The sequence below is a fragment of the Bacteroides sp. genome (assembly GCF_052357945.1).
In the GTDB taxonomy this organism is placed as follows: Bacteria; Bacteroidota; Bacteroidia; order Bacteroidales; family Bacteroidaceae; genus Bacteroides.
Window position 1 is genome coordinate 1 of sequence record NZ_DAWCXD010000120.1, and the last position, 15,189, is coordinate 15,189.

Genomic DNA, 15,189 nt, shown 5'->3' on the forward strand with positions numbered 1-15,189 from the left:
ACATTTTAACAAGCGAAAAGGTAGAAGATTGTCAACTGCTGATTCGCATTATTAAGTATCAAGTATTAAGTATTAATCGTTACTTCCAACATATTTTGACCGCATGGTATAATACTTAATACTTAAAACCTAATACTTAGTTATCATGGAGTCTATCCGTATTTCTATCATACAAACCGATATTGTTTGGGAAAATAAACAAGAAAATCTCCGTTTGCTCCACGAAAAGCTACAAAGTCTTCGTGGAATAACGGAGATTGTTGTTTTACCGGAGATGTTTTCTACCGGATTCAGTATGCAGAGTAAAATACTGGCAGAGCCAAATTCCGGGGAAACCATTACAACACTCAAACAATGGGCCGCCAAATTCCAGCTAGCCATTTGCGGAAGCTATATAGCAACAGAGAACGAACAGTTTTATAACCGTGCGTTCTTTCTGACACCGGAAGGAGAAGAGTTCTATTATGACAAACGACATCTGTTTCGTATGGGACGGGAAGCCGAACACTTTTCGGCCGGTGATAAACGACTCATCATCCCCTATCATGGATGGAATATCTGCCTGCTGGTTTGCTATGACCTTCGTTTCCCTGTATGGAGCCGAAACGTAGGCAACGAGTACGACCTTTTAATATATGTAGCCAACTGGCCTATCCCCCGCCGTCTGGTTTGGGATACTCTACTCCGGGCACGCGCTTTAGAAAATCAATGCTATGTATGCGGTGTCAACAGAGTAGGTACAGACGGGTACCAACTTTCATATAATGGAGGAAGTAAAGTCTATTCCGCTTTCGGAGAAGAAATCGGCTCATTTCCAGATGGAAAGGAAGGAATTACGACTGTCAGTGTAAATCTCACTGCTCTCAACCAATTCAGAGAGAAGTTCCCGGTATGGAAAGATGCAGACGAATTCCATCTATAACATTTGCCAAATAACAAATGTTAAAAACAGATTCATGTAGCAACAATACCTAGAACTCGGTAGTTAATTATATAGACTTCTTTTGTATCTTTGTCGTGAAAATACAGTCGTAAGGACGCTAATCTTACATAACTTAATTAACAACTTTATGAAAACAAATCTTAGTTCTCAAATCAGTCTCCACCGGGTCTCCCCCAGATACTACAGACCGGAGAATGCATTTGAAAAATCAGTCTTGACAAGACTCGAGAAAATCCCTACGGACATCTACGAATCCGTAGAAGAAGGTGCTAACTATATTGCTCGCGAAATAGCACAAACCATCCGCGAAAAACAAAAAGCAGGACGCTTCTGCGTATTGGCACTCCCTGGAGGTGATTCGCCCAGCCACGTATATACCGAACTCATCCGCATGCATAAGGAAGAAGGTCTTAGCTTCCGCAATGTGATCGTATTTAACATGTATGAATATTATCCGTTGGCTCCCGATGCAATCAACAGCAACTTCAACGCTTTGAAGAGTATGTTATTGGATCACATCGATATTGACAAACAGAATATATTCACTCCCGACGGAAGCATTGCCAAAGATACCATCTTCGAATATTGCCGTCTGTACGAACAACGCATTGAAAGCTTCGGAGGTATTGATATTGCCTTGTTGGGCATTGGCCGTGTAGGTAACATCGCGTTCAACGAACCGGGTTCCCGACTGAATTCTACCACTCGTCTGATCTTGTTGGATAATGCATCACGCAACGAAGCATCCAAGATTTTCGGAACGCTGGATAATACGCCGATCAGTTCTATTACAATGGGTGTATCCACTATCCTTGGTGCAAAGAAGGTTTATCTGCTTGCATGGGGAGAAAACAAAGCAGCTATGATTAAAGAATGTGTGGAAGGTGCGATCACTGACACTATTCCGGCTTCTTATCTGCAAACTCACAATAACGCGCATGTAGCTCTTGATCTTTCAGCAGCTATGAACTTAACACGTATCCAACGTCCGTGGCTGGTAACTTCTTGCGAATGGAATGATAAATTAATACGTAGCGCCATCGTTTGGTTGTGTCAGTTGACTGGCAAACCGATTCTGAAGTTGACTAATAAAGACTATAACGAAAACGGTTTGAGTGAACTTCTGGCACTTTACGGTTCTGCGTACAATGTAAACATCAAAATCTTCAATGATTTACAGCACACCATTACCGGATGGCCGGGTGGCAAACCTAATGCTGATGACACCTACCGTCCGGAACGTGCAAAACCGTATCCGAAACGTGTGGTCATCTTCTCTCCGCATCCGGATGATGATGTTATTTCAATGGGTGGTACGCTTCGCCGTTTGGTAGAACAAAAGCACGAAGTACACGTAGCTTACGAGACTTCCGGTAATATCGCCGTAGGTGACGAAGAAGTAGTTCGTTTCATGCATTTCATCAATGGATTCAATCAGCTCTTCAATAATAGCGAAGATTTGGTTATCAATGAAAAATATATAGAAATACGCAATTTCCTGAAGGAGAAGAAAGACGGTGATATGGACAGTCGTGATATTCTGACTATCAAAGGTCTGATTCGTCGTGGTGAAGCCCGTACAGCTTGTACTTATAATAATATACCGCTGGAACGTTGCCACTTCCTCGATCTGCCATTCTATGAAACAGGTAAGATTCAGAAAAACCCGATCAGTGAAGCAGACGTAGAAATTGTACGCAACTTGCTCCGTGAAATAAAACCTCACCAGATTTTTGTTGCTGGTGACTTAGCCGACCCACATGGAACTCACCGTGTATGTACAGACGCTGTATTTGCTGCTGTCGATCTTGAAAAAGAAGAAGGTGCCAAATGGCTAAAAGACTGTCGTATCTGGATGTACCGTGGTGCGTGGGCTGAATGGGAAATCGAGAATATTGAAATGGCAGTGCCTATCAGTCCGGAAGAACTTCGTGCAAAACGTAACTCTATCCTGAAACATCAGTCGCAAATGGAAAGTGCTCCGTTCCTGGGTAACGACGAACGTTTGTTCTGGCAACGTAGCGAAGATCGTAACCGTGGTACAGCTACTTTGTACGATCAATTGGGATTGGCTTCTTACGAAGCAATGGAAGCATTTGTAGAATATGTTCCATTATAAGAGTAATCATTCTTAATTAAGAGAATATAAAACAATGAAAGAAGAGTGGGAAGTTTCGATACTTCTCGCTCTTTTTTGTTTATTTTTGCGGGGAGAATTAAACGCGGATTAACGCAGATTTTCGCAAAGAAAAATAGAATAAAACAATCTGCGATAATCCGTGATAATCTGCGTTTAGCAAAAAAGCAACAAGTATGAAGAAAATAATAGTATTTTTTCTAGGCCTTACATTCTGTGCAACTTTTCTTTTTGCGCAGGATATTGAAAGAAATGTAAAAGAGCGGCTGACGGATTACTTCAACCAATATACCGCAACAGCCAAAATCAGCACTCCTAAACTGAATAGCTTCGATATTAATTACGACCGTAAGACAATTGCAATCTATGTATCGGAAAGTTTCGCCTATCAGCCTTTCCGTCCGGAAACTGTAGAAAACATTTATAATCAAGTTAAAGAGCTGCTTCCGGGGCCTGTTCATTATTACCAGCTCACCATTTATGCGGATGAAAAACCTATTGAGGATTTGGTACCTAATTTCTACCGGAATAAGAAAAAGGATAAGGAGCGGTTATCTTTGAATATAGACTATAAAGGGGCTCCCTGGGTGAAAAACATTTCACGCCCCAATGAAATTTCACGCGGACTACAAGACCGTCATATTGCAATCTGGCAAAGCCACGGCAACTACTTCAAAAATGATAAAAACGAATGGGGATGGCAACGCCCTCGATTATTCTGTACCACAGAAGATATGTTCACTCAATCTTTCGTCCTTCCTTACGTGATTCCCATGTTGGAGAATGCTGGAGCGATTGTTTATACTCCCCGTGAACGGGATACGCAAAAGAATGAGATCATCGTAGATAATGACACTCCCAATGCTTCCCTTTATCTGGAAGTGGGTAGCAAAAAAGCTAATTGGACAAATGCCCCGGTAAGAGGATTTGCTCAAAAGAAAACGATCTATAAAGAGGGAGAGAATCCTTTCAGTGACGGAACCTGCCGTTTCATACCAACCGAAAAAAAGAAAAAGAAGAATAAAGACCAGGTATTTGCCGAATGGGTACCTACTCTACCGGCAACAGGCAAGTATGCTGTTTATGTTTCTTATCAGACACTCCCCAATAGTGTAAGCGACGCCAAATATCTGGTATTCCATAACGGAGGAGTAACCGAATTTAAAGTTAATCAGAAAATAGGTGGAGGCACATGGGTTTACCTCGGAACGTTTGAATTTGACAAAGGGAACAACGACTACGGCATGGTGGTACTTAGCAACGAGAGCAGCGAACATGGAGTTGTATGCGCCGATGCAGTACGTTTTGGAGGTGGAATGGGAAACATTGCCCGTGGAGGAAGAACCAGCGGGCTACCCCGTTATTTGGAAGGAGCACGCTACTCTGCGCAATGGGCGGGAATGCCATACGAAGTGTATGCAGGACGTAAAGGTGAAAACGACTATACAGACGACATCAACACACGTTCCAACGCTATCAACTATTTGTCGGGCAGTTCTGTCTACAACCCGCAACAATCGGGTTTAGGCGTACCTTTGGAAATGACTATGGCGTTGCACAGTGATGCCGGATGCAGCAAGACTGATGAGTTTATCGGATCGCTCGGTATCTATACCACCGATTTCAATAATGGAAAACTGAATGCAGGAACAGACCGGTATGCATCACGTGACTTAGCCGATATTCTGCTCACACAGATTCAGAAAGATATTTATTCAAGTTACAGCATCCCCTGGACACGCCGCAGTATGTGGAACCGGAATTACAGTGAAACACGTCTCCCGGCTACGCCTTCTACGATTATCGAACTGCTCTCCCATCAGAACTTCGCAGATATGCAGTTAGGGCATGATCCGAACTTCAAGTTTACAGTGGGACGTGCCATTTATAAAGGTATTTTGCAGTTCATTACCAGCCAGCATGATAAAGAATATATAGTTCAACCCCTGCCAGTCAGCAATTTCGCCATTCAATTCGGAAAGAAAAAGAATACACTGGAACTTTCATGGAAAGGTGAAGATGATCCGCAAGAACCGACTGCACGCCCACGGGAATACATCGTATATACACGCATCGGTTATGGAGGCTTTGACAATGGAACCTTAGTCAGCAAAACGTCCCACACCGTTAAAATAGAACCGGGGCTCGTTTATTCATTCAAAGTGACTGCCGTAAACCGCGGCGGGGAAAGCTTTCCCTCCGAAATCCTTTCCGCTTATAAAGCCAAACGCGAACAGGAAAAGGTAATTATCATCAATGGCTTTGACAGAATCAGCGGTCCGGCGGTCGTTAATACTTCTGATAAAGCAGGATTCGATTTATCAGAAGATCCCGGAGTCCCGTATATATCAAACATTTCGTTTTGCGGAGCACAAACAGGCTTCGACCGTACACAAGCCGGTAAAGAAGGAAAAGGAAGTCTGGGACATAGCGGAAATGAGTTAGAAGGAATGAAAATAGCGGGGAACACATTCGATTATCCTTTTATTCATGGAAAAGCGATTCAGGCAGCCGGCAAATATAGTTTTGTGTCATGCAGTGACGAAGCGGTAGAAAACGGACTGGTTACGTTAGAAGATTATCCGGTGGTAGATTATATCCTGGGACTGGAAAAAGAAGCCCCCGCAAATAAAGCGTACTACAAGACATTCTCCTCGGCTATGCAACGAATTATGACCAGTTATTGTCAGTCGGGAGGTAATCTATTTGTCAGCGGTGCTTATGTAGGAAGCGATATGAGCGGTACACAAGGCAACCGGGAGTTTACAGAGAAAATACTAAAATATGGTTATCAAGGTAGTCTGACGGATAAGAGTTCGAATCAGATTAAAGGATTGGGCCGTACTATTACAATCCCACGTCTGCCTAATAAAAGCAGTTATGCTGTACCTGCTGCGGATTGTATTGTTCCCGTAGATACTGCCTTCCCCGTATTTACGTATGCACCCGGCAATCAGAGTGCAGGTATTGCCTACAAAGGAAACTACCGTACTTTTGTATTGGGCTTTCCTTTCGAAAGCATCCAGTCTGAAGCAGACCGGGCAACCATTATGGCAGGCATCCTGGGATTCTTTACTCAAAAATAAAAAATATCCTTTTTTTTAATCCGTTTTTCATTTTAAATTCTATCTTTGCTACTATAATAACCTTTAAAACTAAAAAACAATGTATACTATACAAGCAAATCCTAGCGGTACACGCAGCATAGAAGTATCTAATGAAAACTTGAGAACAATTGAGAAATATGCTCTGTTCCGCCACCTTATCGACAGTACCGGTATTGTAGATGAAGCAGTTCTGGATAAGTTGAAACTAAATATCCGCTCCCTTATCGCCAGTCAGGAAGAAGACAGTAAAGACTTGCTGGACCTTTGTATCGACGTGATTTATCACAATAATATGAAGGCATTCGGTCTGCAACAGCTCATCAAGCTTTATCTTACCTGGCTCTCCAGTCCGGAAGCGGAAGAAGAGGAGGAATAATGATTACGGTAGATACCTGCGGAATAACAGCATACAGTCCGCTGATTCCTGCAATAAGAGCAATGTGCACTGCCTCTCCGGGAGAAACGATAGAGATTATCATGAACCATGCTGACGCATTTCAGGATCTAAAGGAATATCTGTCCGAGCAAGGTATCGGTTTTCGTGAAATCTATGACGGAGAACAAATGACATTACAGTTCACAATTAATGGGAAGTTATAAAAAAACATCTCAATGATTGAAGCAAAACATCCCGATAATCGAAGTTAAACATCTCAATGAATAAAAAAATCATTGGGATGTTTTTTATTATCCGTATCTTTGCAGCATGAAAGAATATCGATTGACCGACTGGTTACCTACTACCAAGAAAGAAGTAGAACTTCGCGGATGGAATGAATTGGATGTCATTCTATTCAGTGCTGATGCCTATGTGGATCACCCTTCTTTTGGTGCTGCCGTTATTGGACGGATTCTTGAAGCGGAAGGTTTGAAAATAGCCATTGTGCCCCAGCCCAACTGGCGTGACGACCTGCGCGACTTCAAGAAGTTGGGACGCCCACGGCTATTCTTCGGTATCTCCGGTGGATGTATGGACTCGATGGTAAATAAATACACAGCCAACAAACGATTGCGCAGTGAAGATGCATATACCCCGGACGGTCGTCCGGATATGCGTCCGGAATATCCTTCCACGGTTTATAGCCAGATACTAAAGAAACTTTATCCGGATGTTCCCGTAGTTATCGGAGGAATCGAAGCCAGTTTAAGACGGTTAAGTCATTACGATTATTGGCAGGATAAAGTACAAAAGAGCATTTTATGTGACAGCGGTGCCGACCTGCTCATTTACGGAATGGGAGAAAAACCACTTCCAGACCTAGTGAAGAATATGAAAAGTCTGCTTACTGCTGAAGAGCCAGTACTGACAAGCAGTAAATTCAGAACAATCATCGGATCAGTTCCTCAAACAGCCTATCTTTGTCGTGCAACAGAATGGATCTCTGCCAAAGATGACCTTCCGCTTTATTCGCACGAAGAATGTCTGGCAGATAAAAAGAAACAGGCAAGCAATTTCCGGCATATCGAAGAAGAATCTAACAAATATTCGGCTTCCCGAATCACGCAAGCCGTCGGAAACAAGATAGTAGTAGTCAATCCTCCATATCCTCCGATGAGCCAGGAAGATCTCGATCGTTCGTTTGATTTGCCATATACCCGGCTACCTCATCCTAAATATAAAGGGAAACGGATTCCGGCTTATGACATGATTAAGTTTTCCATCAACATTCACCGGGGATGTTTCGGCGGTTGTGCCTTCTGTACCATTTCCGCTCATCAGGGAAAGTTTATCGTCAGCCGTAGCAAAGAGTCCATACTGAAAGAGGTGAAAGAGGTCATCCAGTTACCCGATTTCAAAGGATATTTAAGCGATTTGGGTGGTCCTTCCGCTAATATGTATCAGATGAAAGGAAAAGACGAAGCTATTTGCAAGAAGTGCAAACGACCGTCATGTATCCATCCGAAAGTTTGCCCCAATCTAAATACCGACCATCGCCCCTTACTGGATATTTATCGTGCAGTAGATGCCTTGCCCGGAATAAAAAAATCGTTTATCGGTAGCGGAGTACGCTACGACCTGTTACTCCATCAAAGCAAAGATGAAGCAATCAACCGCAGCACTGCCGAGTATACCCGTGAATTGATTGTCAATCATGTGAGCGGTCGGCTGAAAGTAGCTCCGGAGCATACCAGTGACCGGGTATTATCTGTGATGCGCAAACCTTCTTTCGAGCAATTTGAAACATTCAAGAGGATATTCGACCGTATCAACCGGGAAGAGAATCTACGTCAACAACTGATTCCGTATTTCATCTCCTCTCATCCCGGATGCAAAGAAGAAGATATGGCGGAACTTGCCGTTATCACTAAACGTCTGGACTTCCACCTGGAACAAGTGCAGGACTTCACTCCCACTCCGATGACGGTTGCTACCGAAGCCTGGTATACCGGATTCCATCCATACACGTTAGAACCGATATTCAGTGCCAAAACCCAACGGGAAAAACTCGCCCAGCGGCAGTTCTTCTTCTGGTATAAGCCGGAAGAAAGAAAAAACATCATCAATGAGTTGAGACGTATCGGACGTTCTGATTTGATAGACAAATTATACGGAAAAAGATAATTCGCTCCATTCCATCACTTACAAAACCACCTCTAAAAAGGAGCCTTATCAGGATCTTGGCGAGTATCAAAAACAGCTTCCACAAGAATCTGCTTTTCAAGTACCCGATAATAGACTTTGAAATAATCACAATGAAAAACACGTATATTAGGTACAGAAGTAGCTTTATACATATAAGGATATTTAGCGACTAATTGCAATACGTCTCTCACCATTGTATAAATGGAACGGCTATATTGGGTATCTTCATTTCTCACATTATAGAAAGTCAGAATTTGCTGAAAAACAATAGTCGCTGTTTCTGTCCAGACTATTTTTAACTTAGCCATTGTTCCACCAACTTATCCACATCTTCTTGAGTATGTAATCTACCCTCTTCATAATCTTTTTCAGAATGCATTATAATTTCCTGTTCATATTCTGTAGGAACATAAAGATTTGCATTAGGAGTAGTTACATGATAAGCAGCCACTGGTTCATTGACCTGTGGCAATTCATTATCTTGAGGTTTATATGATTTCTTAGCCATATCAGTTATTAAGTTATATCTACAAAGATAAAGATCCCCTTGGTATAAAACAAACAATTCCTCGCTTATCTTCCCCGAAAAGCTTATTTATTCTTCTTTCACAGGCAACGCCACAATCTCCTGCAACACACTGACTGCCGTCTCCACATTAGTAACATTTTTAATCAACATACTACGTCTGCCATTCTGCTCACGCAGATCACAGCGCCGAGTATACTTCATCATATAGTCTATCACTTTACCGAAAGCCTTACTTTGATAGAACGGACTATCCGGATTAGAAACAAAAAACAAGGTCATTCGTCCGCCCTTCAGGAAAATCTTCTCTGCTCCCAAACGAGCTGACAAACGGCGTAAAGGAACAATGCGGAGTAATTCTTCCGTTTCCCGGGGAACCGGTCCGAAGCGGTCTTCCAAGCGGGAGCGGAAAGCCTCCACATCCTTATCCAATGTCAGTCCATCCAGTTCACGATAGAGCAACATACGTTCGCTGCTGCCGGTTACGTAGTTGGCCGGCAATAAAAGTTCGAGGTCACTTTCTACCTGACACTCCTCTACAAATTCTTCTCCACTAATTTGTCCTTCACCTTTTATTTCATCAGCATACAGTTCTGCAAATTCATCTGTTTTCAACTCATGGACAGCTTCAGTCAGAATCTTCTGATATGTTTCATATCCCAAATCAGCGACAAAGCCACTTTGCTCGGCTCCGAGCAAATTTCCGGCTCCACGAATGTCCAAATCCTGCATGGCAATATGAATACCACTTCCCAAATCACTAAAGTTTTCAATCGCTTGAAGACGTCGTCTCCCTTCGGTGGTCAGACTGCTCAACGGAGGAGCCAACAGATAACAGAATGCCTTCTTGTTACTACGCCCTACCCGTCCACGCATCTGATGGAGATCACTCAAGCCGAAGTTTTGCGCCTGATTGATAATGATGGTATTTGCATTCGGAATATCGATACCACTTTCGATGATTGTGGTTGCCAAGAGCACGTCATAGTCATAGTTGACAAAATCCAGAATAATCTTTTCCAGTTCTGTCGGTTCCATCTGCCCGTGTCCGATTGCTACACGACAATCCGGGATATGGCGCTCTATCATTGCTTTCAGTTCCGGCAAGTTCGCAATCCGGTTATTGACGAAAAAGACCTGCCCGTTTCGGCTCATCTCAAAATTGATGGCATCCGTAATCACTTCTTCATTAAAAGTATGTACTTCGGTCTGAATCGGATAGCGGTTAGGCGGCGGAGTGGAAATCACGCTCAAATCACGCGCGCCCATCAACGAGAATTGAAGGGTACGGGGAATCGGAGTAGCAGTCATTGTCAGTGTATCTACATTCACTTTCAACTGACGCAGCTTTTCTTTTACGGAAACTCCGAATTTCTGTTCTTCGTCAACAATCAGCAGTCCCAAGTCTTTAAACTGAACATCCTTGCCTAAGATACGGTGAGTACCTATCAGGATACCGACATCTCCATCCTTTAGTCCTTTCAATACAGCTTTGGTTTGTGCGGCAGTACGTGCGCGGCTTAAATATTCCACCCGGCATGGCAGTCCTTTCAGACGTTCGCGGAATGTTTGAAAATGCTGGTAAGCAAGCACCGTTGTCGGAACCAGAACGGCCACTTGTTTATTATCGGCAACAGCTTTGAAAGCGGCACGGATTGCAACTTCTGTTTTTCCAAATCCTACATCGCCACAGACCAGACGGTCCATCGGGCGGTCACTTTCCATATCCGCTTTGACATCAATCGTCGCCTTACTCTGATCCGGTGTATCTTCATAAATAAAGGATGCTTCCAACTCACGCTGCAAGAAACTATCGGGACTATAAGAGAACCCTTTTTCCTGACGACGCTGCGAATACAATTTTATCAAATCGCGGGCAATATCCTTGATTTTGCTCTTCGTACGTTCTTTCAGTTTCTCCCATGCCCCTGTACCTAATTTGTTAAGTCGGGGAGCCTCTCCCTCCTTACCTTTGTATTTGGAAACTTTATGCAGAGAATGAATGGAAACGAACACTACATCTTCATTCTGAAACACCAGTTTCAAAACTTCCTGCGTAGTATCACCATTCGGTATACGCACCAAACCGGAAAAACGTCCGATACCATGATCGGTATGCACCACATAATCCCCCGGAGTAAACTGGTTCAGTTCTTTTAAAGATAGTGCCACTTTCCCCGAACGGGCTTTATCACTTTTCAGGTTATATTTATGGAAACGGTCAAACAACTGATGGTCGGTGAAGATACAGAGCCGTAGTGTGTTATCTACAAACCCTTCGTGTATGGTACGCTCTATGGGAGTAAAATTAATCTGATCGCCCCGATCTTCAAAAATAGCCTTGATACGATCTGTCTGCTTCATACTGTCACTACAGATATATAGCGAATAACCTTTTTCCAAATAATCTTTGAAAGAAGAAGCTACCAAATCGAAATTCTTATGAAAGATGGGTTGGGCAGATGTATTGAAAGTAACACTGGCATTCGGCGTTCCGGTTGGTTTGTTACCAAATTCCAATCGGCGGAAATCGAGTGCTCGTACAGTAAATTCACTGCCATCTATCAATTTTCCCTCCAATGTAATGCCTCCATTCTCTGCGGCTTCCTGAACAGCTATTGCCTGGGGAGTCAACGCTTCATCATGCACCACCTGGATTCGTTCACGCAACCAAAGAAAATCGCGCATTGCCAGAGTAGTATCTTTCGGGATAAAATCCAGAAAGGAAGTTGTCACGTCTCCTGTCACTGCTAAATCGGGAACAATGGACACTCCACTTTTCTTCTCGCGGGATAATTGGGACTCTACTTCAAAGGTACGGATACTTTCTACTTCATCACCAAAGAAATCAATACGATAAGGATATTCCGAAGCAAAAGAGAAAACGTCGATAATGCTACCGCGAACAGCGTATTGTCCCGGTTCATATACATAATCTACATATTCGAAGCCATAACTATGCAACACATCAGTGATAAACGTGGTATCCACTTTTTCCCCTACATTCAGTTTCAGGGTTTTATCGCTCAATTCCTTTCGCGACACTACTTTCTCTGCCAATGCATCCGGATACGTAACGATACATAGTCCCTCCTCCCCTTTTTGCAAATGGCTAAGTACTTCCGTGCGCAGAATCTCATTGGCTGCGTCTTTTTGCCCATATTTAATAGAGCGACGGAATGAAGATGGAAAGAATAACACCTTTTCCGTCCCCAATATCTGCGTCAAGTCATGATAAAAATATCCGGCTTCTTCAAGATCACCTAAAATAAAGACAAACGGACAACCACCCTCTTGTACCAATACAGAAGAAAAAAGAGAAGCAGCAGATGCACACAGTCCTCCACAAAAAACAGTCTGAACAGAAGTGTCCTTCAACAAGCGCTTCATTACTGCCATATTGGGGTGGGCAGCATATTGTTGTTGCAATTCAGTTATTGTCATACCTATAAAATTTCCCCGCAAAATTACAAAAAAGAATCGCAGGACAGACATAAGTGTGGGAAAGTTTTCATCCCCCCAAAGTTTCTCACCGAGAAACAAAGTGTTCCTCTATACTAAAACAAGGTGTTTTTTAAAGATGCGCAAAGATAGTGCAAACCAATTAAAAATCAAATAGTTATAAAACTAATATTTTAGTCGGATGCGGTGAATAAAGCTAAATGGAGCATATTTGGGAGTGAGTTATGTTACTTATCTGTTACCTCTCCCAATTTGCCTACTAATCGGATATAAGATATTAGTTTTCAATATATTGCATTATTTTTCATAACCTCAAATAGCTCAACAGTAATTAAATTTGTAACTAAAAAATTGAGTTATGAGAAGTACATTCAGAGTGTTGTTTTACACTAAAAATCAATCGATTAAGAATGGTAAGGTACCTGTAATGGGACGTATTACCATCAACAAGACTACGGCTTGCTTTAGCTGTAAGAAAGAGGTGTCTATTTCTTTATGGGACGCCAAAGCTAATAGGGCTAAAGGGAAATCCGAAGAAGCCAGAATGTTAAACCAGGAACTTGATAATGCCAAAGCCCAAATAGCCAAACATTATCAATACATTTGCGATCATGATAGTTTTGTCACAGCCAAGAAAGTCTATAGCCGCTATGTCGGTTTTAAAGAAAATTCCCACACCCTTATGGAGCTTTTCAGGGAACAGCTTGAATCATACAAGGAGAAAGTAGGCAAGGAAAAGGCAAAAAGCACTTATCTTGGTTTGGTTGCTGATTATAAGAGCGTATTGCTTTTCCTGAAAGATAAAAAGAATGTTGAGGACATTGCACTTGATGAACTCGACAAAGATTTTATTGAAGATTATTATAATTGGATGTTGGGCACATGCGGCTCGGCCAGTTCTACAGCATTTGGTCGTGTTAATACCATGAAATGGTTAATGTATATCGCTCAAGAGAAAGGTTTAATAAAAGTTCATCCCTTCACGGGTTTTGGATGTAAGCCGGGATATAAAAGACGTTCATTTCTTTCCGAAGAAGAACTGCAGAGGCTTATACATGTAGAATTGAGGTATAAACGTCAGCAGGCTATGCGTGACATGCTACTTTTCATGTGCTTCACAGGCCTCGCCTTTGCAGATCTGAAAACAATTACCTATAAGAATATCCATACAGATTCTGACGGTGGCACATGGCTCATGGGAAACCGTATAAAAACAGGTGTGGCATATGTTGTGAAACTATTACCCATAGCAATTGAACTAGTAGAGAAGTATAAGGGTGATAACAGAAAAAAGGATTCTCCTGATTGCATTTTTCCCGTCGGTGATTATGAAACCATGAAAAGTAGTTTCAAGGTTTTAGGGAAAAAGTGCAATTGCAATGTAAATATCACCCCTCACATCGGGCGCCATACTTTTGCAGTTTTGGCTATATTGAAAGGCATGCCGTTAGAGACTTTGCAAAAAGTATTAGGACACAAATCTATTCTTTCTACGCAGGTATATGCTGAACTGATCAATCCGAAAGTTGGGGAAGATACGGATAGGATGTGCGACAAGATTGGTTCCGTGTATCGCTTGGTCAATTAGAATAAGTATAAAAAACACCCTCCAGCAAATGTTGAAGGGTGTTTTTCGTATCCAGGCAAGTTGCTTATTTCAAGTAACGCCTGAAATCTTTGTAGTTCTTTTTTAGTACCTCGTATAGCCCGCTTTCCGGATAGAGCAGTTTACCCCCGACGGCAGTAATTGAGGTATAAGGTATTGCCTTTTCATCCCGTAGTGTTTGTAATGTACGCTTGGAAACATGTAGCATCCGGCATACTTCATCTCCACTCAGATAATGTTCGTCTGCAATCGTCGGACGTATCCGTGCTGCAGCAGCTTCCAGATTTTTTCCTGTCCGTTTAATCCATCCGGTAAGTTCCTTGAACTCTTCCGAATCTTTAGTGATAACGTCTGCCATACTTTTTATTTTCTTTTTTTGATTAGTCCTTCCTCTAGGATTTGCTGGATGTCCACCTCTTTATAAAAGAATTTTCCACCGACATTTGAATAAGGAATCAGCCCGTTATCCCGGTAAGTCTGTAGTGCCCTCTTGGAAATATTGAGAGCCAGGCACACATCCTGCGCATCCAGTCACTTGTCCGGTGTTACGGGGGCTATTTTCTTTTGAAAGTCCATCATTTGCACGGACAGCATACTAAGTTGTTTCTTCAACTCCTGATAGGCACTTGTTTCGATAATTGTCAGTTCCATGAATTATAATTTAAATTGTGAATAATGAAATTGGGTGCAAGATAAAGGGAATATTACTATAAATCAATCGTTTAGTTTCTAGTGTCGTTAATAGTCATTAATAGTCATATTTTGTCAGCGTGGATTTTCTTATACTTTTTATTTAACGGGGAGGGAGTCGTGAAATCAGACAT

At 42.3% G+C, this 15,189-nt stretch carries 12 protein-coding genes; 7 read left to right on the top strand and 5 right to left on the bottom strand.

The genetic code is table 11. The features are described 5' to 3' along the window. Positions 1–145: 145 nt before the first annotated feature. The 6 genes from ACT8YW_RS17585 to ACT8YW_RS17610 all read left to right on the top strand — a co-directional run bounded on the left by ACT8YW_RS17585 (position 146) and on the right by ACT8YW_RS17610 (position 8,750). The gene (locus tag ACT8YW_RS17585; protein ID WP_120143404.1) at positions 146–922 is read left to right on the top strand and encodes an amidohydrolase; all 777 of its coding nucleotides are present in this window, start codon (positions 146–148) and stop codon (positions 920–922) included. 148 nt (positions 923–1,070) lie between these two features. After that, positions 1,071–3,062, top strand: a complete 1,992-nt coding sequence (locus tag ACT8YW_RS17590; protein WP_444106460.1) for a glucosamine-6-phosphate deaminase — start codon at positions 1,071–1,073, stop codon at positions 3,060–3,062. Positions 3,063–3,256: 194 nt separating this feature from the next. Continuing rightward, the gene (locus tag ACT8YW_RS17595; RefSeq protein WP_444106462.1) at positions 3,257–6,166 is read left to right on the top strand and encodes a golvesin C-terminal-like domain-containing protein; all 2,910 of its coding nucleotides are present in this window, start codon (positions 3,257–3,259) and stop codon (positions 6,164–6,166) included. Between the two features lie 79 nt (positions 6,167–6,245). Then, the gene (locus ACT8YW_RS17600; RefSeq protein ID WP_004297365.1) at positions 6,246–6,563 is read left to right on the top strand and encodes a hypothetical protein; all 318 of its coding nucleotides are present in this window, start codon (positions 6,246–6,248) and stop codon (positions 6,561–6,563) included. Continuing rightward, on the top strand, positions 6,563–6,787 hold the full coding sequence (locus tag ACT8YW_RS17605) for a sulfurtransferase TusA family protein (RefSeq protein ID WP_004312598.1): 225 nt from the start codon (positions 6,563–6,565) through the stop codon (positions 6,785–6,787). The genes ACT8YW_RS17600 and ACT8YW_RS17605 overlap by 1 nt, the downstream gene beginning before the upstream one ends. Before the next feature lie 106 nt (positions 6,788–6,893). Then, positions 6,894–8,750 (top strand): YgiQ family radical SAM protein, encoded by a 1,857-nt coding sequence (locus ACT8YW_RS17610; protein ID WP_444106464.1) that lies wholly within the window; start codon positions 6,894–6,896, stop codon positions 8,748–8,750. 32 nt (positions 8,751–8,782) lie between these two features. Here ACT8YW_RS17610 and ACT8YW_RS17615 read toward each other — a convergent pair whose 3' ends face one another. The 3 genes from ACT8YW_RS17615 to mfd all read right to left on the bottom strand — a co-directional run bounded on the left by ACT8YW_RS17615 (position 8,783) and on the right by mfd (position 12,741). Continuing rightward, on the bottom strand, positions 8,783–9,079 hold the full coding sequence (locus ACT8YW_RS17615) for a type II toxin-antitoxin system RelE/ParE family toxin (RefSeq protein WP_444106466.1): 297 nt from the start codon (positions 9,077–9,079) through the stop codon (positions 8,783–8,785). Further along, positions 9,067–9,279, bottom strand: coding sequence for a hypothetical protein (locus tag ACT8YW_RS17620; protein WP_004312604.1), 213 nt, complete (start codon positions 9,277–9,279; stop codon positions 9,067–9,069). The genes ACT8YW_RS17615 and ACT8YW_RS17620 overlap by 13 nt, the downstream gene beginning before the upstream one ends. A gap of 87 nt (positions 9,280–9,366) precedes the next feature. Beyond that, positions 9,367–12,741 carry a transcription-repair coupling factor gene (gene mfd / locus ACT8YW_RS17625; protein WP_444106468.1) on the bottom strand — a complete coding sequence of 1,125 codons (3,375 nt, stop codon included), beginning with the start codon at positions 12,739–12,741 and terminating at the stop codon, positions 9,367–9,369. Positions 12,742–13,117: 376 nt separating this feature from the next. Between mfd and ACT8YW_RS17630 the strand changes: the two genes are divergently transcribed. Further along, on the top strand, positions 13,118–14,347 hold the full coding sequence (locus ACT8YW_RS17630) for a tyrosine-type recombinase/integrase (protein ID WP_444106470.1): 1,230 nt from the start codon (positions 13,118–13,120) through the stop codon (positions 14,345–14,347). A 64-nt stretch (positions 14,348–14,411) separates the two neighbouring features. Here the strand turns inward: ACT8YW_RS17630 and ACT8YW_RS17635 are convergent, their stop codons facing one another. Together ACT8YW_RS17635 and ACT8YW_RS17640 are read right to left on the bottom strand one after the other, a co-directional pair. Next, entirely contained in the window at positions 14,412–14,723 is a 312-nt protein-coding gene (locus tag ACT8YW_RS17635; protein WP_288532260.1) for a helix-turn-helix domain-containing protein, read from the bottom strand. Between the two features lie 5 nt (positions 14,724–14,728). After that, positions 14,729–14,896 carry a helix-turn-helix domain-containing protein gene (locus tag ACT8YW_RS17640; RefSeq protein ID WP_288532261.1) on the bottom strand — a complete coding sequence of 56 codons (168 nt, stop codon included), beginning with the start codon at positions 14,894–14,896 and terminating at the stop codon, positions 14,729–14,731. Positions 14,897–15,189: the final 293 nt, after the last annotated feature.